This is a genomic window from Ekhidna sp. (assembly GCF_965221965.1).
In the GTDB taxonomy this organism is placed as follows: domain Bacteria; phylum Bacteroidota; class Bacteroidia; order Cytophagales; family Cyclobacteriaceae; genus Ekhidna.
In genome coordinates this window covers 20,237-43,185 of record NZ_OZ244926.1, presented here as the reverse complement: position 1 = coordinate 43,185, position 22,949 = coordinate 20,237, and the positions used below count along the sequence as shown (strand labels likewise).

The 22,949-nt window shown below is 40.6% G+C and carries 24 protein-coding genes; 3 read left to right on the top strand and 21 right to left on the bottom strand.

Annotation, left to right across the window (positions count from 1 at the left end):
* Window positions 1–4 precede the first annotated feature (4 nt).
* The 14 genes from ACOQON_RS00215 to ACOQON_RS00150 form a co-directional block, all read right to left on the bottom strand.
* Window positions 5–478, bottom strand: a complete 474-nt coding sequence (locus ACOQON_RS00215) for a hypothetical protein (protein ID WP_420576914.1) — start codon at window positions 476–478, stop codon at window positions 5–7.
* Window positions 468–1,025: an RNA polymerase sigma factor gene (locus ACOQON_RS00210; RefSeq protein WP_420576913.1), complete on the bottom strand. Its 558-nt coding sequence runs from the start codon at window positions 1,023–1,025 to the stop codon at window positions 468–470. Before ACOQON_RS00210 ends, ACOQON_RS00215 begins: the two co-directional genes overlap by 11 nt.
* Before the next feature lie 26 nt (window positions 1,026–1,051).
* On the bottom strand, window positions 1,052–1,654 hold the full coding sequence (locus ACOQON_RS00205; RefSeq protein WP_420576912.1) for a class I SAM-dependent methyltransferase: 603 nt from the start codon (window positions 1,652–1,654) through the stop codon (window positions 1,052–1,054).
* A complete protein-coding gene (locus tag ACOQON_RS00200; protein ID WP_420576911.1) occupies window positions 1,645–2,433 on the bottom strand; it encodes a UbiA family prenyltransferase in 789 nt (262 codons plus the stop codon). Before ACOQON_RS00200 ends, ACOQON_RS00205 begins: the two co-directional genes overlap by 10 nt.
* Window positions 2,433–3,320: an ATP synthase F1 subunit gamma gene (atpG, locus tag ACOQON_RS00195; RefSeq protein WP_420576910.1), complete on the bottom strand. Its 888-nt coding sequence runs from the start codon at window positions 3,318–3,320 to the stop codon at window positions 2,433–2,435. Before atpG ends, ACOQON_RS00200 begins: the two co-directional genes overlap by 1 nt.
* A gap of 8 nt (window positions 3,321–3,328) precedes the next feature.
* Window positions 3,329–4,909, bottom strand: coding sequence for a F0F1 ATP synthase subunit alpha (gene atpA / locus ACOQON_RS00190; protein WP_420576909.1), 1,581 nt, complete (start codon window positions 4,907–4,909; stop codon window positions 3,329–3,331).
* Window positions 4,910–4,940: 31 nt separating this feature from the next.
* Complete coding sequence (atpH, locus tag ACOQON_RS00185; protein ID WP_420576908.1) at window positions 4,941–5,483, bottom strand: ATP synthase F1 subunit delta; 543 nt, start codon at window positions 5,481–5,483, stop codon at window positions 4,941–4,943.
* Between the two features lie 2 nt (window positions 5,484–5,485).
* On the bottom strand, window positions 5,486–5,980 hold the full coding sequence (locus ACOQON_RS00180; RefSeq protein ID WP_420576907.1) for a F0F1 ATP synthase subunit B: 495 nt from the start codon (window positions 5,978–5,980) through the stop codon (window positions 5,486–5,488).
* Between the two features lie 86 nt (window positions 5,981–6,066).
* Window positions 6,067–6,270 (bottom strand): ATP synthase F0 subunit C, encoded by a 204-nt coding sequence (atpE, locus tag ACOQON_RS00175; protein ID WP_349565573.1) that lies wholly within the window; start codon window positions 6,268–6,270, stop codon window positions 6,067–6,069.
* Window positions 6,271–6,307: 37 nt separating this feature from the next.
* Window positions 6,308–7,336, bottom strand: coding sequence for a F0F1 ATP synthase subunit A (gene atpB, locus ACOQON_RS00170; protein WP_420576906.1), 1,029 nt, complete (start codon window positions 7,334–7,336; stop codon window positions 6,308–6,310).
* Between the two features lie 36 nt (window positions 7,337–7,372).
* Complete coding sequence (locus ACOQON_RS00165; protein WP_420576905.1) at window positions 7,373–7,720, bottom strand: hypothetical protein; 348 nt, start codon at window positions 7,718–7,720, stop codon at window positions 7,373–7,375.
* On the bottom strand, window positions 7,717–7,884 hold the full coding sequence (locus ACOQON_RS00160) for an AtpZ/AtpI family protein (protein ID WP_420576904.1): 168 nt from the start codon (window positions 7,882–7,884) through the stop codon (window positions 7,717–7,719). The genes ACOQON_RS00165 and ACOQON_RS00160 overlap by 4 nt, the downstream gene beginning before the upstream one ends.
* Window positions 7,885–7,912: 28 nt before the next feature.
* The gene (locus ACOQON_RS00155; protein ID WP_420576903.1) at window positions 7,913–8,329 is read right to left on the bottom strand and encodes a bactofilin family protein; all 417 of its coding nucleotides are present in this window, start codon (window positions 8,327–8,329) and stop codon (window positions 7,913–7,915) included.
* A gap of 9 nt (window positions 8,330–8,338) precedes the next feature.
* Window positions 8,339–9,205 (bottom strand): M23 family metallopeptidase, encoded by an 867-nt coding sequence (locus ACOQON_RS00150; protein ID WP_420576902.1) that lies wholly within the window; start codon window positions 9,203–9,205, stop codon window positions 8,339–8,341.
* 127 nt (window positions 9,206–9,332) lie between these two features.
* On the opposite strand from ACOQON_RS00150, the gene ACOQON_RS00145 reads away from it, so the two are divergent.
* Genes ACOQON_RS00145 through uvrC form a run of 3 tightly spaced genes read left to right on the top strand, consistent with a single transcriptional unit; the run spans window position 9,333 to window position 15,933 of the window.
* On the top strand, window positions 9,333–11,867 hold the full coding sequence (locus tag ACOQON_RS00145) for a tetratricopeptide repeat protein (RefSeq protein WP_420576901.1): 2,535 nt from the start codon (window positions 9,333–9,335) through the stop codon (window positions 11,865–11,867).
* On the top strand, window positions 11,867–14,134 hold the full coding sequence (locus ACOQON_RS00140; protein WP_420576900.1) for a penicillin-binding protein 1A: 2,268 nt from the start codon (window positions 11,867–11,869) through the stop codon (window positions 14,132–14,134). The genes ACOQON_RS00145 and ACOQON_RS00140 overlap by 1 nt, the downstream gene beginning before the upstream one ends.
* The gene (uvrC, locus tag ACOQON_RS00135) at window positions 14,134–15,933 is read left to right on the top strand and encodes an excinuclease ABC subunit UvrC (protein ID WP_420576899.1); all 1,800 of its coding nucleotides are present in this window, start codon (window positions 14,134–14,136) and stop codon (window positions 15,931–15,933) included. The genes ACOQON_RS00140 and uvrC overlap by 1 nt, the downstream gene beginning before the upstream one ends.
* Before the next feature lie 34 nt (window positions 15,934–15,967).
* On the opposite strand, the gene ACOQON_RS00130 is transcribed toward uvrC, so the two are convergent.
* The 7 genes from ACOQON_RS00130 to ACOQON_RS00100 form a co-directional block, all read right to left on the bottom strand.
* The gene (locus ACOQON_RS00130) at window positions 15,968–16,552 is read right to left on the bottom strand and encodes an FISUMP domain-containing protein (protein ID WP_420576898.1); all 585 of its coding nucleotides are present in this window, start codon (window positions 16,550–16,552) and stop codon (window positions 15,968–15,970) included.
* 34 nt (window positions 16,553–16,586) lie between these two features.
* Complete coding sequence (gldN, locus tag ACOQON_RS00125; RefSeq protein WP_420576897.1) at window positions 16,587–17,447, bottom strand: gliding motility protein GldN; 861 nt, start codon at window positions 17,445–17,447, stop codon at window positions 16,587–16,589.
* A gap of 22 nt (window positions 17,448–17,469) precedes the next feature.
* On the bottom strand, window positions 17,470–19,101 hold the full coding sequence (gene gldM / locus ACOQON_RS00120) for a gliding motility protein GldM (protein WP_420576896.1): 1,632 nt from the start codon (window positions 19,099–19,101) through the stop codon (window positions 17,470–17,472).
* A gap of 22 nt (window positions 19,102–19,123) precedes the next feature.
* A complete protein-coding gene (gene gldL, locus ACOQON_RS00115; RefSeq protein ID WP_420576895.1) occupies window positions 19,124–19,936 on the bottom strand; it encodes a gliding motility protein GldL in 813 nt (270 codons plus the stop codon).
* Between the two features lie 43 nt (window positions 19,937–19,979).
* Entirely contained in the window at window positions 19,980–21,014 is a 1,035-nt protein-coding gene (locus ACOQON_RS00110; RefSeq protein WP_420576894.1) for an SUMF1/EgtB/PvdO family nonheme iron enzyme, read from the bottom strand.
* 144 nt (window positions 21,015–21,158) lie between these two features.
* Window positions 21,159–22,112, bottom strand: a complete 954-nt coding sequence (locus ACOQON_RS00105) for a type IX secretion system membrane protein PorP/SprF (RefSeq protein WP_420576893.1) — start codon at window positions 22,110–22,112, stop codon at window positions 21,159–21,161.
* A gap of 39 nt (window positions 22,113–22,151) precedes the next feature.
* Window positions 22,152–22,946 carry a uroporphyrinogen-III synthase gene (locus ACOQON_RS00100; protein WP_420576892.1) on the bottom strand — a complete coding sequence of 265 codons (795 nt, stop codon included), beginning with the start codon at window positions 22,944–22,946 and terminating at the stop codon, window positions 22,152–22,154.
* Between the last annotated feature and the right edge of the window lie 3 nt (window positions 22,947–22,949).

Below are 22,949 nucleotides of genomic sequence, written 5' to 3'. Positions count from 1 at the left end.
TATGTTAAAGCACTTCTTCACTCTTTTCTTTCTCCAGCTCGTTTAATATTTCTTCCAGTATTTGAAGCTTTAGACGATAATTTTCCATCATCGCTGTGATCACCTCTTCATTATCTACATTATCATTCAAATCAGCCTTCAACTCAGCAAAGGCTGCATCCATTTCTTCCAGATCTTTAAGAATCTTGTCGTCTTCAAGTTGACTTTTAATTAGTGTGATTTTTTGATTGATCTCGCCCTCATAAAAATTCTCAAGCTCCGCCACTTCATTATTCCCAGAATGCTTGTTGTTCGCTACAAAAACAGAACCTACTATGACCAAAGCAAAACAAGCGGCTATCCCGGCCACTCTCCATGGATCACGTTTTTGAGGCTTAATCTTTTTTGAAAGTTTCACCCATTCCTGATCGCTATCATAAGGATAGATCTCAAAATCTTCTCTGCTATTCTCAATATGTTCCTTTAAACTATCCCGCATGTTGGCTCCTTTCTTCCGCTAATATTTTTCTTATTCGTGCTTTCGCCTTACAATACTGCGCCTTCGAAGCTGATTCCGAAACGCCTAAAATTTCACCAATCTCTTTGTGGTCATACCCCTCAAACAGATAAAGGTTCAATACCGTCTTGCATCCATCCGGTAGTAAATCGATCACCTGCATAATCTGAGCCGCCTGAAACTGTGTATACTCAAAATCATCCTCTTCTTCCTCAACAAAATCAGCGTTCTCTTCCAGCTGGGCTGTATCAAGCTTCTTTTTACGGATGGCATTAATGCAATTATTAACCACAATCCGTTTGATCCATGAGCTAAACGTATTGACTTCTCGCAGCGACGGCAGCTTCTGAAATGCGTCTATAAACGATTCCTGAAGTAAATCCTTCGCCTCTTCCTCATCACCCATCATCCGTCGGCAGATATTATACATCGCCTTGGCATAGAGGCCATAAAGTGACGACATAGCCGCCTGGTCTCCTTGCTGACTTTGTATAATCAGGTGCTTATGGATGGTCTGTGTGGTGCTCACGATCGGGTTAAAGACAGAATTCTTTTTCAAAGGTTTCTATAAAGACGAGAAAAAAGCTTATTTCGATGTGAAAATTTCTCATCTATTAGTTGAAAGTCCGAATAAAGCATTTGAATATGAATATTTTTCAGATTTCTCGATTCCAGGTTTGCAGTTATTCTGAAGAAAAAATGCATAAGCTTTACAATCCAACTGTCTGACGAATTTTCGGCGAAATCGATTACAATCATCTTTCCACCCGAAGTAAGCTTTTGCTTGCATGTTGAGATAGCAGTCAACAGGTTTTCCTCACCAAAGCAATCCAGAAAAAAGGGACAAATAATGATATCATACTGCTTGTTTAACTCAACGGTCAGAAAACTATGGTGGATAAAATTGATTGATAGGTTTACCTGTCGTCTCTCTGCTCGACGAATCATTTGCTTTGATTTCTCCACATAATCAACACTTTTACAAAACGGAATATGCTCCAGAATTTCCCCAGTACCTCCTCCTAAAATCAATACATGATCCTTCTCTCTAATTTCCGAAATGTGAGCTAGCTGAGCCTCTAGTAAGGATTTGCCAAAAACGAGTTTTGCAAGGCAATCATAAAAAGGAGCGATGGAGTCAAAATCGTTTACAGCCATTCAAAAAGGATTGGCAATAAAAATACACCATCTCCAATAGCCCGATAGCGATGATTTACTCTAAACCATTCTGGGTAGATGGTCATTAAAGCGTAAATGGTAAATCCGACAGTAAAATAGAGTGTCACTGAACTAAAAAAAAGAAGAGAAATACTTAGTCCAACAGTAGTCAATAGCAAGATTACCTTTTCCAACTGAGTTGAGTCCAATTCTGTTGCAATCGAAAGGAATCCATCGCTTGAGTCATCATCCCTTTCATACCAGCTAAAAAGAACAAGATTCACAAACGTGAGTAGTATGAGAAGAATTAAGATATCCCACCTGAACCTTTGGCTCAACAGAAATGGAACCATTAGTATTCCACAAGAATAAACCATCGCCACATAAAGCTCCTTTGAAAGGAAACGAGATAATCGATGCTGGACAAGCAAATAGACAAAAGACAAAATCGAAAGAGCAAATCCTCCGAGAAAGATGACCCTTGGTATAAAAAGGATAAGGCATGAAAGAAAAAGAAAAGTCAAAATAGCTACTGCAATCAGGATCTTTCTATTTCGCCTGTGAAATAGATACCTCTCACGTTTCGATTTAACGGACTTTTCAGCATCACGTAGATGGTCTGTTGCGTAAATAAGCCACACTGTCCCTCCAAGCAGAACATACACCTCCCACCCTGGAGATACATCAAAATAGGCACAAAAAAATCGGAGCAGTATCACTGCCCCGATTACAATATCTATAGATAAAATTTGAGCGGTACGATATGCTCGCCCAATCATTACCCCTGTGCTAACGCCTCGGCACCTCCTACGATCTCTAAAATCTCTGTAGTAATAGCTGCCTGACGAGTACGGTTGTATTTCAATCTTAGCTCCTTTAGAAGCTCATCCGCATTCTCCGTTGCTTTGTCCATTGCCGTCATACGCGCTCCATGCTCAGATGCATTAGATTCCAGTAGTGTTTTGTAAAACTGGGTTTTCAGAGATTTTGGCACCAACTCATCGAAAATAAATTCTTTGGATGGTTCATAGATGTAATCAATCTCACCGAAAGACTCTTCTTCCTCAATCTCTGCCTCTTTTATTGGAAGGAATTGCTCCTTTTTTACAATCTGGGTAGCTACGTTTTTAAACTCATTATAAACGATATCCACTCGATCGTATGTACCTCCAAGGAATTCAGCCATCACCATCTCTGCGGCCTCCTTTGCATCTGCAAAGTTTAGCTTCTCCATCAGGTGAGAGTATGTATCAATTACCTTGTACTTTCTTTTGAAGAAATGTTCATAAGCCTTTTTACCAATTGGTAAAATTTCCAGATTCCCTGAAGCCTCGGCGTGACTGTAATTTTCAGCGATCAATGCTTTGGTGCCTTTAAAAACACTACTGTTGAACGCTCCACACAACCCCCGATCAGAAGATACAACTACCAGCAGCACCCGCTCTATTGATCGTTCCTCTGAATAAGGATTATCATTAGAGTCAGACTGACCGGCCGAAACATTCTGAATGATTTCAGAAAGCTTTTGGGAATATGGCCTCATTTGAATGATACGATCCTGGGCTCTTCTCAACTTTGCAGCTGCCACCATTTTCATGGCTTTAGTGATCTGCTGTGTTGAAACAACTGACTGAATCCTACCTTTTACTTCTTTAAGATTGGCCATCTATAGTCTTATTTTTTATATCTGGAAGCAATGTCCTTAGCAATTTCCTCTGTTTTCGCAACAGCCTCATCACTCAATTTACCAGCTTTGAAGTCTACTAAAGCATCCTTGCCAGTGGTTCTCATCGCATTCATAAATTCAGTTTGGTATTCCTTCGCCTTATTCACAGGAACAGGGTCAAGGAAGCCTTTTGTAGAAGCATAAATGATTGCTACCTGCTCCTCTACCGGAATTGGAGAGAATTGAGGCTGCTTCAGGATTTCCTGATTTTTTCTACCTCTGTCGATAGTTCTCTGAGTAGCAGCATCCAGATCCGATCCAAATTTAGCGAACGCTTCTAGTTCACGGAACTGTGCCTGGTCAAGCTTCAATGTACCAGCTACTTTCTTCATTGACTTGATCTGTGCGTTACCACCCACACGTGACACTGAAATACCTACGTTAATCGCTGGCCTGATACCCGAGTTAAACAAGTTTGTCTCAAGGAAAATCTGACCATCCGTAATGGAGATTACATTAGTAGGAATATAAGCCGAAACGTCACCCGCCTGTGTCTCAATAATTGGAAGAGCAGTCAATGAGCCTCCTCCTTTCACTTTTCCTTTCAATGAAGGTGGCAAATCATTCATTTGCTTAGCCACAGTATCATCATTGATGATTTTTGCCGCTCTCTCTAAAAGTCTTGAGTGAAGATAGAATACATCTCCAGGGTATGCCTCACGACCCGGAGGTCTTCTCAGAAGCAGTGATACCTCACGATATGAAACAGCCTGCTTCGAAAGGTCATCATATACCACTAGAGCAGGACGACCTGTATCTCTGAAGTATTCACCTATCGCAGCACCTGTCATCGGCGCATAAAACTGCATTGGAGCAGGATCAGAAGCGGAGGCACTTACCACTACTGTATATTTCATCGCGCCAGCTTTTTCTAGTTGTGCTACAATACCCGCGACTGTTGATGCCTTCTGACCAATCGCTACATAGATACAGAAAACAGGCTCTCCTTTATCATAAAATTCTTTCTGGTTGATAATTGTATCAATTACCACAGCGGTCTTGCCTGTTTGACGGTCACCAATTACCAACTCACGCTGACCTCTTCCTACCGGAATCATTGAGTCAATTGCCGTAATACCTGTTTGAAGTGGTTCACTTACCGGCTCTCTGTAGATAACCCCAGGTGCTTTTCTTTCAAGCGGCATCTCGAACGTTTCACCTTCGATATCGCCTTTACCGTCAATAGGATTACCTAATGTATCTACAACACGTCCGCACATGCCATCTCCTACTTGGATAGAAGCAATTCGGCCAGTTCTTTTTACAGTGTCTCCCTCATTTACATTTGCAGAGTCCCCAAGAAGTACTGCTCCTACATTGTCTTCCTCAAGGTTCAATACAAGTGCATTCAAGCCATTATCAAACTCCAAAAGCTCTCCAGCCTGAGCATTGGATAATCCGTAGATTCTGGCTACACCATCACCTACCTGTAGTACGGTACCTACTTCTTCAAGCTCAGCTTCTGTCTTGTGTCCAGAAAGCTGCTCTCTTAAAATTGCTGAAACCTCATCAGGTCTTACTTGTGCCATAATTTTATTTGTTTAGCCTGTCGGCTTGATGTTATTTATTTTTTGAAAACTTCAGTTTTAATTCTTTCAGTTCACCACTCACACTATCGTCTAGCTGACGATCTCCCACTTTTAAAATGTATCCACCAATTATATCAGGGTCTACCTTCTCACTAAGGAGCGGTTCCATCCCTGTGATATCCTTAGCAAGTTTTTCGAATGCCTTTCTCATCTCTTCATCCAGCTCTACACTTGTGGTAATTGAAACTTCAGCCAATCCTTTCTTAACATTGTATAGGTGAAGGAACTCTTCGGCAATAGCTTCAAGCATATTTTCTCTGCCTTTTCTAGCGATAAGGTCGAAAGATAAAAGTGTTAGCTCATTCACCTTCCCGGTGAAAATCTTTCTCAGAATCTCTGCTTTCCGTTGGTGTGGGATAATTGGACTTTTCAGCATCAATGTGAATTCCTTGCTTTCCTCGCAAACATTGATGAAAGACTCCATATCCTCTTTCACATTGTCAAGAACCTTCTTCTCCTCAGCCAACTCGAGGATTGGTGTTGCATATCGAACCGCTATTCTGCTAACAGACATGCTTAGTTAACTTTTACGTCTTTGATAAACTTACTAACCAATGCTTTTTGAGACTTATCGTCAGAAAGATTCTCACGAAGTACCTTTTCAGCGATCTCCAATGACAATGATGCCACCAAATCCTTCACCTCGTTCAGTGCTGCTTTCTTCTCTACCTCGATTGCATCTCTTGCATCCTGGATCATTTTAGACGTGATATCCGAAGTTTCTGCTTTGGCATGCTCAACGATATGCTCAGCTTCTTTTTTAGCTTCCTTTAAAATGGCATCTCTCTCGATTCGTGCTTCCTGCAGAAGGTATTCATTATCCGCTTTGATCTGCTCCATCTCTTCTTTTGCATTTTCTGCTGCACGAAGAGAGTCTTCGATCTGAAATTCACGAGCTTTAAGTGCACTCAGAATAGGTCTCCATACGAAAGCACGAAGGATAAATAGTACGATCAGGAAAACGATCACCTGCCAAATGATCAGTCCAATGTCGGGGGTAACTAGTGCCACGATATATTTTGTTTAGTGTAAATGTCTTTTTTAAAAAAACCTGGCCATGCCACCTAATGTGGTCATAGCCAAGTTTGTTTTAGGAATTAATTTCCTGTTCCAGCCAACAGACCTACCACAACGCCGAATAGTGCCGCACCCTCAATAAGGGCTGCCGCGATAATCATTGCTGTTTGGATCTTACCCGCTGCTTCTGGTTGTCTTGCAATACTTTCAGTTGCTCCTTTACCGATCAAACCGATACCAAGTCCTGCTCCTAGTACTGCTAAACCTGCTCCAATTGCTCCCATAATTATATATTTATTAGTTTAAAATTGGTTCTAAAAATTAATGATGCTCCTCCACTGCCTGTCCAAAATACAAAGCAGATAAAAGCGTAAATACATACGCCTGAAGCACTGCTACAAAAAGCTCCAGCATATTCATCACAGTCGCGAAAAGCGCTCCAACTACTCCGATTGTCAGGCTTTCAAAAATGAACGCTAAGCTTATAATACTCAAGATCAAAATGTGACCCGCTGTGATATTCGCAAAAAGTCGAATCATCAGTGAGAAAGGCTTTGTAAAAATCCCGATGATTTCAACCGGCCACAAGATGATATATAATAAAATCTTGCCTGCCCATGGCATGGATTTACCTAATGGATCGACTATGTGCAGCCAGTATGTTTTTCTCCCTGAAAAAAGCGTGGTTAAAAGGGTGAAAATCGCGAGCGTTAATGTGATCGAAATATTCCCGGTCATGTTTGCGGCACCTGGCAGCAACCCTAAAAGGTTTCCAAACCAGATGAAGAAGAAAACAGTAAGCAAAAACGGCATAAACCGCTCGTATTTATGACCGATGTTTTCCTTCGCTATATCATCTCTAACGAATACGATGATTGGCTCAAACAATGACTGAATTCCTTTCGGAGCATGTCCCTCATTTTTCTTATACCCTCTTGCCACTGCCATAAAAACCAGAATAAGCAAGAGTGCATCAATAATAATGAAAAGCACATTTTTTGTGATAGAGACATCAAGCACATGACCTCCACTCTCCAGCATGATGTGGTCATGATCCATTACATATCCATTGTAAGGAACTACTTCATGATTTTCATTGAAGAAGTTATGAGAGGAGAAAACATCCAATCCTTTTTCTTCCGAATAAACAATTACCGGAAGGTGTACAGTGAGTCCGTGATAAATTTCCCAAACGTGGGAATCTGAAATGTGATGGTTGATTAATTCACTTGGATCAAATGGCTCATCTTCACCATCTTTCGAACCGCCACCAGCGAATACTAAACCAGGAAAAACAAGCAACAGAATTGCTAAAAACTTATTGATTTTCAGAAAGTTAGATTGCTTCAATATTGAGCCTATTTTCATCGGATATTCGTTCGTTCCTCAATTTCGGCGCAAGTTAGTCAAAGCCTCAACTATTTCAAAGATCATGAATATCAAATAGAGTACAATAAATTGAATTACCAGGTTGGTGAGGTTATCCTGGGTGTATACTAGAATCAGAATGAAGACAAGAGATGAAAGTAATCGGATCACTATTTTAACCAGAGCAATCTGGGTTTTCCATTCACTGGGCGACCATTGATCAATTCGGAAAAGCACGATAGCCTGAATAGCAAAGAAGGCCACTATGATGTTGAATGATTCATGAAGGTTAAGTTCCGCTTTAAAATAATGTCCTACGACAAGTAAAAGCAGGGTGATCACCCCAAGAATAACCCACTTTTTCATTTTAAAGATTTTAAAAGGAGCCAGATGGTTCCGGCCATTGCAAGAAATGTGGTGATCAGAATAATCACCGGGCTGGATGAGAGATATTCATCTAGGTAATAACCACCGATAATCAAGATGAGATTCATGACGATAAGCTCAAACACCAGGCCGTAAAGCTTCATGTATGACTTATCATCTTTCTGATTTTGATCAGGCCTTGAGTGCTTGTGGTTGCTCTTTGTCTTCGGGCTTTCCAATTTTTATCTCCTTGCTTTTCACGCCCATTTTACATTTTCCATTGAAAGTAGCCCCAGATTCCACCAAAAGCTTATTCGTGATAATATCACCATCTATGGTGGCTGTTGCCTTCAGCACAAGCTGTTCAGTCACTTCAATTGTTCCTGTAATGTGTCCGGCTACTTCTGCATTTTGTGCCAGCACGCTTCCATCAACCTGAGAGGAATGCCCGAATGCTGCCTTCGATTTGGTTTTGATATCGCCAATGACTTTACCTTCGACACGGATGTTTCCAAACGTTTCGATACTTCCGTTTACGATCGTGCCTTTACCAATTATATTACTAGAGTTACTCAACTCTTCTACTTCTTTTTGATTCTTGTTCAACATAGCCTGATTTTATAGTGCAATATACTCTTGTGGATTTACAGGGTTGCCATTATGCCACAATTCTAAATGTAAATGCGGCCCTGATGTCAACTCACCTGTATTTCCGATAGTGGCTACAACTTCTCCAGCCGCCACAAAACTACCAACGTTTTTAAATAATTCCGAATTGTGTTTATACACCGAAATTAAGTTGCCCGGGTGCTGAATTGCTAAAATATACCCACCATCCAGCGTCCAGGATGACATAATAACCACTCCGTCAGCAACAGAACGTACGGGTTCGTTTTCAGGCGCTACCATATCTACCCCATAATGATCGGCCTTAGGATTAAAGCCATCTGTAATGATTCCATCCAGAGGGCTGAACAGATAAACATCCCTCAACTCATAAATATTGGAAGAAACGGAGATAGGCAAAGCTGTGATCTCAGCAAGCTCAGACCCTTCAAATTCGGCTCGGAACTGGGAATCAACAGGCTGTATTGTCTCATTCAATTCGGCTGGCTGCAAATCAGATTCGGGACTCACATCCATACTCTGGTCGATTTCCTCTCCCGCGATGATCTTGCGCACATTCTCAATGTAAATGTTTTTATTTTCTACCTCCTGAGCTAAAGAGTCAACGGTCATGGACAACTCCAACACCTGACGGTTGGCCTCCATTTGCGCATGTCTGGGGTCTAGCCATTGTTCTAAAGCCACGGTTACCAGATAAACAGCTAGTGAAAGGAGGAGTAATCCAACCCCTGCGAGAAGAAGAAACAATCTGGCATAATTGAAGCTAAATGTTGTCTTTTCCGCAAAATTTTCTTCATTACGGATAATGAGCAGGTATTTATTCGTTAGCCAGTTGCTAAATGTTTTTCTTGCAGCCATAAATTGCAATTTAAGGCGACAAAGGTATGCAATCACCCCTTGTTTTATCTTTACACCAAATTGAATTTGCGATCGTTATTTATCGAACCCGTTTAGGCGTATTTTGAAAAAATTGTTTTCCGTGTGCTTGATCTTGCTTCTAGCAGGTTGTTCTCCTTACAAAAACAACCCCTTAAGCAACTCCTATCACGATCTCACAGCCCACTTCAATGCATATTTCATCGCTAATGAGCGAATCAATGAAATCGAAACATCCATTTTTGAAAGCCAGGAATGGAATTACAATAAAGTTTTACCCATCTACGCCCAGTTTGATTCAGCTAAATCGGCCTCTCTGAAAGAACCAATTGAGGATTGTATTCAAAAAGCTTCAATTGCTATCCAGCGCCACCCAAATAGCAAGTGGGAAGATGATAGCTATATTTTAGTTGGCAAAGCGAGATACTATGCACGGGAGTTTCCCGATGCTATTGAGACCTTTAAATATGTAAATACTCATAGTGAGGATGATAATGCGAGGCATCATGCCCTCACAGAATTAATAAGGAGTTTCACTGAGTTTGAAGAGTATAATAATGCAGTTGCAGTAACGGATTACCTGGCAAAAGAAGAGCTGAGTAAAGAGAATCAGCGCAGAATGCATCTAAACACCGCCTATCTGTATCAAAAGAAAGGTGATCAAAGTAAAATGGTGGGGAGCCTGGTAAAAGCCGAAGAGTTACTAAAGTCTTCAGATAAAGCCCGTATTAATTTCATAATAGGACAGACATTTCATGAGCTAAACTTTGAAAGTGAAGCATTCAGGTATTACAAAAATGTACTGAAGAATAATCCAAGCTACGAGCTTGAATTTTACGCAAAACTCTACATGGCTCAGGTAACAGAGCTAGCCGATCAAGGGGATCTGAAAAAAATCCAAAAATACTTCAAAAACCTACTCAAAGATCCCAAGAATAAGGAGTATCGTGACAAGATATACTATGAACTCGCTGGCTTTGAGTTGAAGAACGGCAATGTAGAAGAGGCAATCAAAAACTATAAGCTGTCAGTAAGGTCAAGCGAAGGAAACCAACGACAAAAAGCCTATTCCTACCTGAGTCTTGGTGAAATCTACTACGATACACTCAAGGATTTCGTCCTTGCTAAAAGCTATTATGACAGCACAGTGAGCACCATGCCAAAAGATGAAAATAACTATGAGGCAATCAAGGAACGGCAGGAAATTTTAGTAGATTTCGTCGAGCAGATTGTCACCATTCAGGAAAATGACAGCTTACTCCACCTGGCCTCCCTTCCGGAAGACTCTGTACTGTCAATGCTTACTGCCAAATTAAAAAAAGAAAGAACTGAGGAAGAGGAGCGAAAGAAAAAAGAAAAACAAGCTGCCATTAACCGTGCAAGAAATATTTCTGAAAGTTCAGATAACAACTTGATAACAACGGCCTCATCCGGTTCGGTGTGGTACTTCAACAACTCCAGCGCATTGAGCAAGGGACGTAATGATTTTATTCGTAAATGGGGTGATAGACCATTGGAAGATGACTGGAGGCGAAAGAATAAATCAGCCTCGCAATTAAATGCACCGCCTACTGATGATGAAACAATTGCATCAAATGACAGGTCTGAAGCAACAGGAGAGGAGGCTGAAAAGGAATCAGTGGAGGATGAAGCGAGGAGACTCATGTCAGATATTCCTACAACTCAAGAGCAAAAAGATGTATTATTAGGTGAAATTGAGGATGCCTTATATAATCTTGGGAACATTTATAATTTAAGACTAGAGGAGGATGGAAATGCCGCTGAGTCTTTTGAAGAACTTCTTTCTAGATTTCCTCAGACGGAATATGAAGCAGAAGTGCTCTATCAACTTTATCTGCTTTACAAAAAAATTAACCCAAATAAATCCACACAAAAGGGCAATGTCCTTAAGCAAAAATATCCTGAGACTATTTATGCTAAGCTGGTGGACAACCCCAACTATCGTGAAGAAAGTTTTGCAATTAGTGAACAATTAAAAAAACTGTACAAAAGATTATACGGTCTGTATAAAGAAACAGAATATCAATCGGTTTTATTTGCTGCTGATAGTGCTCTAAGCCAACATCCGGATAATGAATTTAGTGATAATGTGGCCCTATTAAGGGTACTCGCTATTGGCCAGATGGAGGAGGATCATAAGTATCAATTTGAGATCGGAGAATTCATTAAAAATTACCCAGAAAGCGAACTGGTGACTTATGCCCAATCACTCCTCACTGCATCTGAGAATTTTCAACAAAAAAGATATAACAGTGCTAAAGCGAGATTCATTGAAGATTTTACACAGAAACACTTATTTGTCATTGTTTATGATATCAAATCTGACATGTCCGATAAGCTCCCCAGCCTTGTCACCAACTATCTAAAAGAAAAAAACCTATCCAACCTAAAAACAGGAAACCTCATTCTTAGCGACGAAAAGTCAATGCTATTGATTAATATATTCCCTGGGAAAAGCACTGCCGTCAATTTTATGAACTCCTTTAAGGAGGAGATCAACTTAAGAGATACATTTAAAGGACAAAAGTTTGAGGTATTTGTAATTACAGAAGATAACTTTGATATCTTCTACAGGACAAAAGATGTGTCTGCATATCTGACGTTTTTTGAAAAGCATTATTGATGAAGCAAAAGCTTATTAAATACTCATTAAGAGTTTTTTGGATCGTATTCATTTTGGGAGTTTTAGGCATTCCCACCATCTTTTTAATGGTCAAAAATGATGCCTTTGGGTGGTTTGGTGGACTCCCCAGCCTTCAGGCATTAGAGCGTCCAGATCCCGACTTATCTTCGGAATTGATCAGTGCCGATGGAGTATCCCTTGGGAAATACTTTCGTAAAAACAGGACACCTGTAACCTACGAAGAACTTTCCCCTGAATTGGTTAACACCCTATTAGTAACTGAAGATGTTCGCTTCAAAAACCACTCGGGGATTGACCTAAAGGGATTGGTTCGTGCAGTAATTGGTAAGCTCACCTTTTCATTCCAGGGGGGAGGTAGCACACTCACCATGCAGCTTGCCGAAAATTTGTTTAGGACCAATACAGCCGAACAAGGTTCGCTTTATAAATCCCGTACACTTGGACAAATCATTACCAAACTGAAAGAGTGGATTATCGCAGTACAATTGGAAAAATCCTATACCAAAGAGGAGATTCTAGCTATGTATCTGAATACTGTGGAATTTGGAAGTAACTCATACGGCATCAAAGTAGCAGCAAGTACATTCTTTAACAAGCTCCCATCTCAACTTAATTATGCTGAATCTGCTGTACTAGTTGGTGCCATCAACGCTCCAACTCGCTGGAGCCCCGTGTTAAATCCTGATAATGCACATCGCAAGCGAACAGAAGTCCTATGGAATCTGCATAAGTATGGCATCATAGATAGAATCCGGTTCGATACTCTGAATAGAGATTCAATTGAGCTCAATTATAAAGTTGAAAGTCAGAATGAAGGACTGGCCACCTACTTTAGAACAGTGGCAAAGAATTATTTAGTCAACTGGGCAATCGAAAACGGATATGACCTCTTCGATGATGGGCTTAAGATTTACACCACCATTGACAGCCGAATGCAGCAATATGCTGAAGAGGCGGTGGCCGAACACATGGATACCCTTCAGCAAATTTTCAATGAGCATTGGAAAGGAGAAAATCCGTGGATCGACGATGATAACAACGAGATTCCGGAGTTTCTGGACATGGCCATCAAAAGAACGGATGTTTACAGGAGTCTTCGAGACAGATTTGGAGATCAGAAAGATTCGATAAACTACTACCTGAATAAGAAAAAGAAGATGAGAGTATTCTCCTGGGAAGGAGAAATTGATACTGTTTTCAGCTCTTATGATTCGTTGAATTACTATAAACGTTTTCTACAAGCCGGCTTTATGTCCATGGACCCAAGAACAGGGTACATCAAAGCATGGGTAGGAGGGATCAATCATGAGTATTTCAAATTCGATCATGTGCAGCAAGGTAAAAGACAACCAGGCTCAACATTTAAACCAATCGTATATACTGCTGCTATTGATAATGGATACTCGCCTTGTTTTCCTGTTGTAGATGCCCCGGTTTCATTTAGTCTTCCAGGACAGGATCCTCCGACATGGGTTCCTCAAAACTCCAATGGAAGATTTACAGGCGAGGTAATGACTATCCGTCAAGCGATGGCACAGTCAGTCAATAGTATAACGGCATTCATGATGAACCGTATTGGTCCGTCTACAGTCGTTGATTATGCTAAAAGGTTGGGGATTGAAAGTCAATTGGATGCCGTCCCATCCCTATGTCTTGGAGCAGGGGGTGATGTCTCCATTTATGAAATGGTTGGAGCTTACTCCACGTTCGTGAATAAAGGAACACATATTAAGCCTTTTTTCATCTCTAGAATCGAAGATAAAAATGGTAATGTCATCCAGCAATTTGTTCCAGATGAACAGGAAGCCATCAATGAAGAAACAGCATACGTAATGCTTCATATGCTCAAGGGAGTTGTGGAGATGGGAACTGGCCGTGCATTAGACTATGAGTTGAAGCTAAACAATGAAATAGGAGCAAAGACCGGAACTACTCAGAATGCTTCTGACGGTTGGTTCATTGGTGTTACGAAAGATCTTGTATCAGGCGCATGGGTAGGCGGAGATGACAGAAGCATTAGGTTTAGAAATTGGGCCATGGGTCAAGGAGGAAGAACGGCTCTACCAATTTGGGAAAGGTACATGCATAAAGTCTATGCCGATGAGGCATTAGGTTATGAGAAAGGGTATTTCGAAAAGCCTACCAAGCCACTCAATACAGTGATTGACTGTGAACTCTACAAGGAGAACACAAACCCATCTGATACTGTTGATTATGACGTAGTTGATGAAGATGATTTCATGTAATGCAGTTTCAACGATACTCTCGAGAGGACTATCTAAAGCTTCCGGAAAAGCCTGGAATTTACAAATTCCTTGATAAGGAAAACACTATCATTTATGTTGGAAAGGCTAAAAGCCTGAAAAAGAGAGTTTCGAGCTACTTTACAAAAGCCAACCTTGACAATAGAAAAACTTATCGACTGGTTTCAGAAATCAAGCAAATCGAGTTCGTAATAGTCTCTTCTGAGTTTGACGCGCTTCTCCTGGAGAATAACCTTATCAAAGAACATCAGCCGAGGTATAATATTCTTCTGAAGGATGACAAAAGCTTTCCAAGTATCTGCATAACAAACGAACGATTCCCTCGCATCTATTCTACCCGCAGAATTGATCACTCAAAAGGAGAATACTTTGGCCCATATACCAGTGTAAAAGCTATGAATGGGGTCCTTGACTTGATTCGAAAGCTTCATAAAATTCGGACCTGCAAATACAATCTCTCAGAAGAGAATATCAAAAAAAAGAAGTTTAAAGTCTGCCTGGAATATCACATTGGAAATTGTTTGGGTCCCTGTGAAGGGCTTCAGTCCGAATCCGATTACCTGAAAGACATTGATGAGGCTCGCAAAATCCTGAAAGGGAAAATTGGTATTGTGAGCAGGTCCTATAAAGAAAAGATGCAAGCAGCATCTGAAGAGCTGAAATTTGAGTTGGCACAATCCTATAAAGATAAACTGGACAGGCTCGAAAAATTCCAATCCCGATCACTTATCGTTAACCAAAAAATTACCAGCACTGATGTCTTTACGATGACTGAGTCGAGCAATGAAAAATCATTGTTTATCAATTACATGAAGATAGAGAATGGAGCCATTGTCAATTCGGAAACAATTGAGGTAAAGAAGAAAATTGAGGAAGACAATGCAGATGTATTCCGGTTCTCGATCTTTGATCTAAGAAAAAAGTATGGCAGCAATAATCCTTTTATCCTTACCAATTACCCAGTTGAGGGTTGGGAAAATGTAGAAGTGATCATACCTAAAATAGGTGACAAGAAGAAGCTTGTTGAGCTTTCACATAAAAATGCACTTTTCTTCAAGAAAGAAAAATTCTCACGAAAAAGCGCTCAGCCCAATGAGGCCATTCTGCAAAATCTACAGTCTGATTTAAAGCTCCCTGAACTTCCGGTTCAAATTGAATGCTTCGATAATTCCAATATTCAAGGCACAAATCCTGTTGCATCAATGGTGTGCTTCATTGATGGCAAACCGTCGAAATCGAATTATCGAAAATTCAATATCAAAACGGTCAAAGGTCCTGATGATTTTGCCTCCATGAAAGAAGTTGTTGGAAGAAGGTATTCCTACCTGAAAAATGAAGGTCTTCCATTTCCCCAATTAATTGTCATTGACGGAGGAAAAGGACAGCTTAGTGCCGCCTGTGAAGCCCTTAAAGAATTGAGTATTTACGGTCAAATACCCATCATTGGCATTGCGAAGAAACTAGAAGAGATATACTTCCCGGATGACGATATACCTTTATATATAAGTAAGAAATCAACATCATTAAAACTCATCCAACAACTCAGGGATGAAGCCCACAGATTTGCGATTACTTTTCACAGACAGAAAAGGAGTAAGTCGTCTTATAGCTCCGCCTTAGATGAGATTAGTGGAATTGGTACTAAAACAAAAGAAACGCTCCTAAGAGAATTCAAAAGTATTTCCAGGTTAAAACAATCAGCAGAAAAAGACCTGATTGACCTGATTGGTAAATCGAAAACAAACATTGTACTTGAAGCAATAAAAAAAGGAGACCTTTGATGATCTCCTTTTAAAAACTTAATTCTTATTGCAATTAATAGTCTTTGACACATCGACAGCTGTTTCTGTGCCAATCACCAATTACACTATGATAAATTTCTTTTGATCCTTTTTGAACAGATATCAGACCGGAAGTATTATCAGACTTTTTCTCTGCATCCCAGTAATTACCACTGATCCCAACATTCTTAAAAACTCTGCCCGGATCGCCAAATCCACCAAGCACTAAATCTAATCCGCTCTCTCCGCCCTTTTGAATTGCAATACCCGCATCATGAATACCACCAAAGGTATTAAAAAGTAACTGCCACTCTCCGATAGTAGGAACATGCCATCCATCAGGGCAAGCCTCCTTTGCTGCCTTGAAGGTATACAACCTGCCAAAAGCCTCACAATAAGCTGATTCATTCTTGTAACAGAAAGATTCAGGAACTTCATAGGCCAGGTTTTGCGCCATCCAGGTTCTTTTTACATAAACACCTCCCTCGAGTGCTATATCAATAGTCACGGTCTTATAGACTTTACCATCTCTGGCATCTGTAAACTCTCCAAACTCCTGTGCAGAGACTACAATGCATCCAATGATCAAAAAAAAGGAGAGTAAATTACGAATGTTCATTTTACGGTGGATTAGGGTTAGGTTAAAATCAAAATTAATATTCCCAGAGTTCTGACTCGTACTCCATCAAGTCATACTCATATTTTTGCTGTATCACTATAACCTTCAAAGGATCCTCTGCCATTTCATCAGCATAAAGCTGGCGAATATCCAAATCCTGAGGATTAGATACTTTCACGATAGGCGCATTAAATAATCTCAATTCGAAAGCATCACTCATATTAATGTGCTGTCCAGGGTTTTGTCTATTGAAGTAAATTGCTTTGTCGGCGTAAGGACCTCTGAACAATGCCACAACATCATCATATCTGAAGTGAGCTACTTTCTTTTCAAACCCAGCTGGGTTATATAGTGATCCGGCATCTCTAGGTAAAGCTATACTCAAGGATCGGATGTAATAATACATTCTCGATCTGTTTCGATCGAAGATTACATCCTCCTTTATATAAAGTACTGAGAAATAGTTCTCAGGTATTGCTTCCTGACGTGCTTCTTCTCCCTGCTCATCTGCTGCCGCATCGTCTGTAGATTCATCTCCAAAAGAATCAAATCCTCCGGAATTGAAGCCACCTCCCACAAACGGGTTTTGCTCTCGCTCAACAGAAATATTGGATACGAAAATGATATCCGGCATGAAGTTGATACATGAGTCAGATCTGTAAGGCGTTAGAAGGCCTTCATCTACTGCTTCGATCAACAACCTGGAAACCTCCCCGTTTAAGGAAAAGAAAGGCCGGTTTTGCTTCTCTTCCAAATCCATTCTTCTCCAAACGGTCTTTTTAAACATCACCTGAGATTCCTCAACCTCTGGTTTTACCAAAGGTGCCAACTCCTCTTGCGCAAACCCAAAGGTGAGCGAAAGACTAAAAACAATTACATAACCTAATTTTTTCATAACACTGTTTTATCTGACAAGTCTACTTCAATGAAATATTGATAAAGCGAGTGTGCTTGGGAAAGGTTTCCACTTGCTTCCTGAAGTTTTGTCTCTGTACCTTTTTGATCTCTATTACCAGCTGATCTCCTTTTCTTCCTCTCATTCCTCTCAAGTTGATTTGCTCTCCGGCACGGATCGATCCTCTTCCCAAACCTCCACTTACTAAGGTCACCTCAGCTTCTGCTACTCTAAACTTAGCATCATCAGGAAGGAATTGAGCAAAACTTTCATCTGGTATCGCTCTTAGGAAAAGTTCTGGTGTTCCGGAATCAATACCCTCTTTCAAGTTTACTTCTCCCGCACCGGTAAACACCTTAATATCTGGTGCTGGAATACTTCTCACAGAAAACTCTCGCGAACCAATTACATTACCTCCACTTGAAACTGTCAAAGTAACATTTTGAGCTCTTGGCACAACAGTTACCTGACCTGTTTGAGATCCTTTAATTGCATCACCTCCTTTTGCGGAGAATGATGGATTATAAGATGTTCCTAAAGCAGGAACCTGTACATCAAGCTTATTTCCACAGTTGTAATAAAGTGCGTTTACTGATTGCGATTGAATTTGAATTACTGGGCGAACCACATAATATTCAATGGTATCAGTAAAAGTTGTATCACTACCACCTCCCTGAGGAACAGTAATGGATGCGACGATTTCCTTTCTGGCGTTACCACTCTTATCGTAGTTTCCCGGAGTGGCAGTAAACTCTACTTTACCTACACCCCCAACAACAGGAGCTTCCTCACCATTATAGGTCATAACCATTTTGTCATTCAATCCCGAGGCTGAAGCAGCAATAAACATATCTGCACGATACTTAGTACCTGCCGCTACATATTTAGACTCTGGCATTACAACAGGTCGGATTTGATCAAAAGTAATGTCCTTTAGACCCACTCTTTTTACCAAAAAGTCAAGGGCAGAAGTTTCAAAAGCCAGAACATTCGCCTGAAACTCACTTACTGTCGCTAATCCTGCGTGCGTTGGTGAATTTTCAAAAGCCAACTGTGACCACTTCTTACCTTTTTGATTTTCATCTCGGCTATAAATTGGGTCCTCGTCTGCATCTAACGCAATTTTATGATACTGTTGAAGTTTAGCTTCATCAGCGTCGTTTTTCTTCAATACCTCCTGAATATATTCAGCATATCCATTAAGTAATTGCTTCATTTTAGCACCGTGTCCTTCTCCACCTTCTTCCTCAGGCATCATGTAGTGACCTACTTTATCATAATCAGTTTTACCATTTATGAATCTTTTGTCACCCTTTTTACCTTCTTCATATCCTCCGGTAATCTCAACAAATTGTTCTTTATAGTCCTCTAGCTCGGCTAGAATTTTTGTAGTCTCAGCTCGTAAGGCCTCTGCATCAGCAACTACTTTCAGGTCATCTTCTCGATTACCCTTATCCTTAGCGGCAGATTTCATACCAACGATGGTCCGAGCGTTTCGCTCAGATGTTTCAGCATTTGCCCGCTCCAAACTTTCATTGATAAAGGCGAATTTGTCTAAGACCGTGGAGCTAACATTCAATGCCAACAAAGCTGTCAGCACCAAATACATCATGCCGATCATTTTCTGCCGTGGTGTTTCTTTTCCTCCTGCCATAATTGTTCGTTTTAAGGGTTAATTACTGATTGCTTCCTCTCATAGCGGTAAGCATATTACCGTATACCTTATTAAGAGCAGAAATGTTAGAAGTTAGCTTGTTCAGCTCAGCCTGGAAAGCAGAAGTTTCTTTTCCTGCCTCAGCCATGCTTTCAAGCGCACCGCTAATGTTTGAATAAAATTTATTCAATGCTTTGGTATGACTCTGGGCGTCTTTCAACTCCATTTCATACACTGCATTCAAAGCACCCAGACTCTTGGTCACATTCTGAACCTGACTGTGGTACTCTTTCGTATCTTTTGTCGCATCTGCCATTCCTGACATTGCTTCCATTGCCTGTGCATAAGATTTGTTCATCTCGGACAATGATTTAGAAGCAGACTTCACGTTACCGGCATATTCGTTGGTAGCTACCGCTGCATCACTAAGATTTGACATCTTCTTAGCAGACTCAGCCATGTTTCGCATACCCTCGCCCAGACTTTTTATAAGCTCCGGACCTACTTTCGCTTCAGCAAGCATTTTATCCATTTGAGCAGACGCTCCGGTTGCCTGAGGTACTGCTTTTCTTGGAGCTGCTGCAGGACCATCATAGTCATCTGCTAGCTCCGGGTAAACTTTCGCCCAATCCGGCTCGGCATGCTTCGGTTCAAATGCACTTAAAAAGAAAATAACAGCCTCGGTGGTTAGACCTACCCCAAGCATAAGGGATGCACCTGGCATGTGAAGAATTTTAAACATCGCTCCCACGATTACAACTGCAGCTCCTATTCCGTATATTTTCGGCATTATAGTGGAATAGAGAAGCTCCTGAAATCCGCCTTTTTTGCTCATCGTAATAATATTTAGGTTAGTAATTTATTCGTTTTTGATTTAATTAAAATTCGTATCCTGATGATCTACCAAGATAAGTCATTGCACATCTGAATCCAATAGATGCGCGGGTGGTGTCCTGATGCTCGAATGAACGAGTTCCAGTTTCCAAATAGTAAGCAATATCTTTCCATGATCCCCCTCTTATTACTTTAAAAGGGATAGTCTCATCAAAATAAGTAGGGTTCAAATCCCATGTAAGTGGCATGGCTGATGCATTATAGGCATCTTCGCACCACTCCGCAACATTTCCTGCCATATCATATAGACCATACTCATTTGCAAAATAGGTTCCAATTGGAGAGGTATATGCATAACCATCATCAAAATAGTTACCTCTTCCAGGCTTAAAGTTTGCCAGCAAGCAACCTTTTGCGTTTCTAATGTATGGGTTACCCCAAGGATATTTTGCCATATCTCTACCTCCTCTGGAAGCATACTCCCATTCAGCCTCAGACGGAAGCCTGAAGTTTGGCATAACAGGGAGACCTACACTTGTTCGATACTCATTTAAATAAGTAGTTCTCCATTCACAGAAATACTTCGCAGCATTCCAGTCAATACCAACTACCGGATAATCATCGAAAGCGGGGTGAGACCAATAATACACAACCAATGGATCTCCCATATGGTGTGTGTAATCTCTTGTCCAAACAGTTGTATCGGGCATCAGATCCGCAATGGAATAACCTGTTGGCAAATCAATCTCAGAACTCTCCTGGAGGTTTTGAGTGAATTGCCGGTATTCATTATTGGTGATCTCAGTGTCATCCATAAAGAATGCCCCAATAGTTACCTGTTTGTTAAAATTAATCTGAGTAGCGGCTACATCTTCATCCGCTTGCCCCATGTGAAAAGTACCAGATGGAACTGAAACCATACCAAATGGCCTGGTCATCTCCCATCCCTGTCTGTCTGGAGCTCCAATCAGCTCTCCTCTGTCTCCTTGATCCCCGCCAAAAAGCCCACAACCTGAAAGAATTATGGCGCAGCAAAGGACAGTACAATTTGATATTGTAAAAACACGCATTTTATTCATAACACCTTTATTGAACATGCAAGTATGTAAAATAAACAAACTTTAGCAAGAATTATTGCACGATATTCAGCCTAAATATATAATCATAAATCTATTTAGGACAAGTTTTACGATAAATTTGGACGAAGGCTTTTATCTGAGGGGTTAAAAAGTGAACCTCGGGGTTTTCACGGCTTTCCTTCCACCAAAGACCAAATCCGGCAAATCATAGCGAATAAAAACCTCATGCGAGGTTGGCTGCTTAGCATCCTGATCCTTGATTACATAATCAAATGAATACCCGGCTTTAAGCTTATTATTCTCTAAAAATGAATAACCTAATAATACACTGAGAGACTCTGCTCTTCTAAACGCTAACCCTCCCCACATTTTATCCTGGTATACCGCAATAGCACTAATATCATATGTATAAGTGTTCAGGTCCGATCGAACCATTATCGTAGGATTGAGTACTAGCTCTCTCATTAGTCCAAAAGATGTGCCTCCCATCAGTAAATAATTGATCGGCACAATGTTTTCAGCATCCGTTCCAAAATCAAAGCCCGGCTCCAGAATGTTTTCAGCGGAAACTCCTACGAAATATTCCTTCCTGGATTTAAAATAAAGACCGGCGTGCAGGTTTGGTTTAAGCTGAGATTCTTTGTTTGACGGGATTGATCCATCATTGGGATCTACAGGTCTAAAGTTGGGATCAAGAGACTGGACATTAATTGCAGGCATCAAGCCCAGTGAAAGCTGACCAAATCGGAAGTCCTTTTTGATAGAGACCGAAAAGCGCGCTTGTAAATTATTAACATTAGCCACTTTATCATTGGAGACTGAAACACCAAAGCCTGAAAGTGTTGATTTCACTGGCACAACTAATGAAACAAGTTGAGTAGTAGGAGCTCCTCCCGGATCAAAGGTGGCATCATAACCCACCCACTGGCTCCTGTGATGTGCTGCCACAAAAGCCTGATCTTCTGTACCAACCCATGCCGGGTTGTAATAGGAAGGATTAAACATATAATGATTGAAGAAAAAATCATTCTGAGCCACTCCAGCACTAGCCACAAGCAGCAATAAAAATGTACAGATGATTCTAGGGCTCCAATTCATATTGTAAGTATAACTCTTACAAATAATATACCCTTATTCTTAAGAAATGTTATTAGCCTCTTTAATATAAACCTCAATGGCACCAGTCATAGAAGGCGCATTTGGTAGAGGCGCCTGAATATCTAGAATTAGCCCGGCATCCTTTACAGCTTGCGAAGTTGTGGGTCCAAAGGCAGCTATTCTAGTATTATTTTGTTTGAAATCAGGGAAGTTTTGTAACAAAGACTCAATACCTGACGGACTAAAAAATGCGATGATGTCATATGTCACATCGTCAAGATCAGATAGGTCTGCAGCCACTGTTCTATATATAGTAGCTTCTGACCATTGCATCTGGTTCTCGTCGAGGAAGTCAGGAATATGATCTGTTCTGATATTAGAACATGGGAAGATAAACTTCTCATCCTTGTGCTTCTTGATCACATTAAGTAAATCAGCTGCAGTTCGCTCCCCTGTGAATATCTTTCTCTTTCTGATGACAATGTACTTCTGCAGGTAGTTAGCTGTTGTTTCAGAAATACAGAAGTACTTCATATCAGTTGGTATTTCAATCTTGCTTTCAGTAGCTAAGCGAAAGAAATGATCAACTGCATTTCGGCTGGTAAAAATTACCGCCGTGTGATCGAGGATATTTACTTTTTGCTTTCTAAACTCCTTTATATCTACCGGATCGATATCAATAAATTTTCGGAAGTCAATTTTAAGATTGTACTTTTCCGCTAGTTTATGATATGGAGAATTAGGGTCGGAAGGTTCTGGTTGTGAAACTAAAATGCTCTTTACTTCCTTCAATCGCTCTTTATCCATTACCAAAAGATCATCAGTCGCGCTCATGTA

Coding starts and splice junctions, on each gene's coding strand:
- ACOQON_RS00215 (WP_420576914.1), bottom strand. CDS start 478: ATGCGGGATAGTTTAAAGGAACATATTGAGAATAGCAGAGAAGATTTT.
- ACOQON_RS00205 (WP_420576912.1), bottom strand. CDS start 1,654: ATGGCTGTAAACGATTTTGACTCCATCGCTCCTTTTTATGATTGCCTT.
- ACOQON_RS00200 (WP_420576911.1), bottom strand. CDS start 2,433: ATGATTGGGCGAGCATATCGTACCGCTCAAATTTTATCTATAGATATT.
- atpG (WP_420576910.1), bottom strand. CDS start 3,320: ATGGCCAATCTTAAAGAAGTAAAAGGTAGGATTCAGTCAGTTGTTTCA.
- atpA (WP_420576909.1), bottom strand. CDS start 4,909: ATGGCACAAGTAAGACCTGATGAGGTTTCAGCAATTTTAAGAGAGCAG.
- atpH (WP_420576908.1), bottom strand. CDS start 5,483: ATGTCTGTTAGCAGAATAGCGGTTCGATATGCAACACCAATCCTCGAG.
- atpE (WP_349565573.1), bottom strand. CDS start 6,270: ATGGGAGCAATTGGAGCAGGTTTAGCAGTACTAGGAGCAGGACTTGGT.
- ACOQON_RS00165 (WP_420576905.1), bottom strand. CDS start 7,720: ATGAAAAAGTGGGTTATTCTTGGGGTGATCACCCTGCTTTTACTTGTC.
- ACOQON_RS00160 (WP_420576904.1), bottom strand. CDS start 7,884: ATGAAGCTTTACGGCCTGGTGTTTGAGCTTATCGTCATGAATCTCATC.
- ACOQON_RS00155 (WP_420576903.1), bottom strand. CDS start 8,329: ATGTTGAACAAGAATCAAAAAGAAGTAGAAGAGTTGAGTAACTCTAGT.
- ACOQON_RS00150 (WP_420576902.1), bottom strand. CDS start 9,205: ATGGCTGCAAGAAAAACATTTAGCAACTGGCTAACGAATAAATACCTG.
- ACOQON_RS00140 (WP_420576900.1), top strand. CDS start 11,867: ATGAAGCAAAAGCTTATTAAATACTCATTAAGAGTTTTTTGGATCGTA.
- uvrC (WP_420576899.1), top strand. CDS start 14,134: ATGCAGTTTCAACGATACTCTCGAGAGGACTATCTAAAGCTTCCGGAA.
- ACOQON_RS00130 (WP_420576898.1), bottom strand. CDS start 16,552: ATGAACATTCGTAATTTACTCTCCTTTTTTTTGATCATTGGATGCATT.
- gldN (WP_420576897.1), bottom strand. CDS start 17,447: ATGAAAAAATTAGGTTATGTAATTGTTTTTAGTCTTTCGCTCACCTTT.
- gldM (WP_420576896.1), bottom strand. CDS start 19,101: ATGGCAGGAGGAAAAGAAACACCACGGCAGAAAATGATCGGCATGATG.
- gldL (WP_420576895.1), bottom strand. CDS start 19,936: ATGAGCAAAAAAGGCGGATTTCAGGAGCTTCTCTATTCCACTATAATG.
- ACOQON_RS00110 (WP_420576894.1), bottom strand. CDS start 21,014: ATGAATAAAATGCGTGTTTTTACAATATCAAATTGTACTGTCCTTTGC.
- ACOQON_RS00105 (WP_420576893.1), bottom strand. CDS start 22,112: ATGAATTGGAGCCCTAGAATCATCTGTACATTTTTATTGCTGCTTGTG.
- ACOQON_RS00100 (WP_420576892.1), bottom strand. CDS start 22,946: ATGAGCGCGACTGATGATCTTTTGGTAATGGATAAAGAGCGATTGAAG.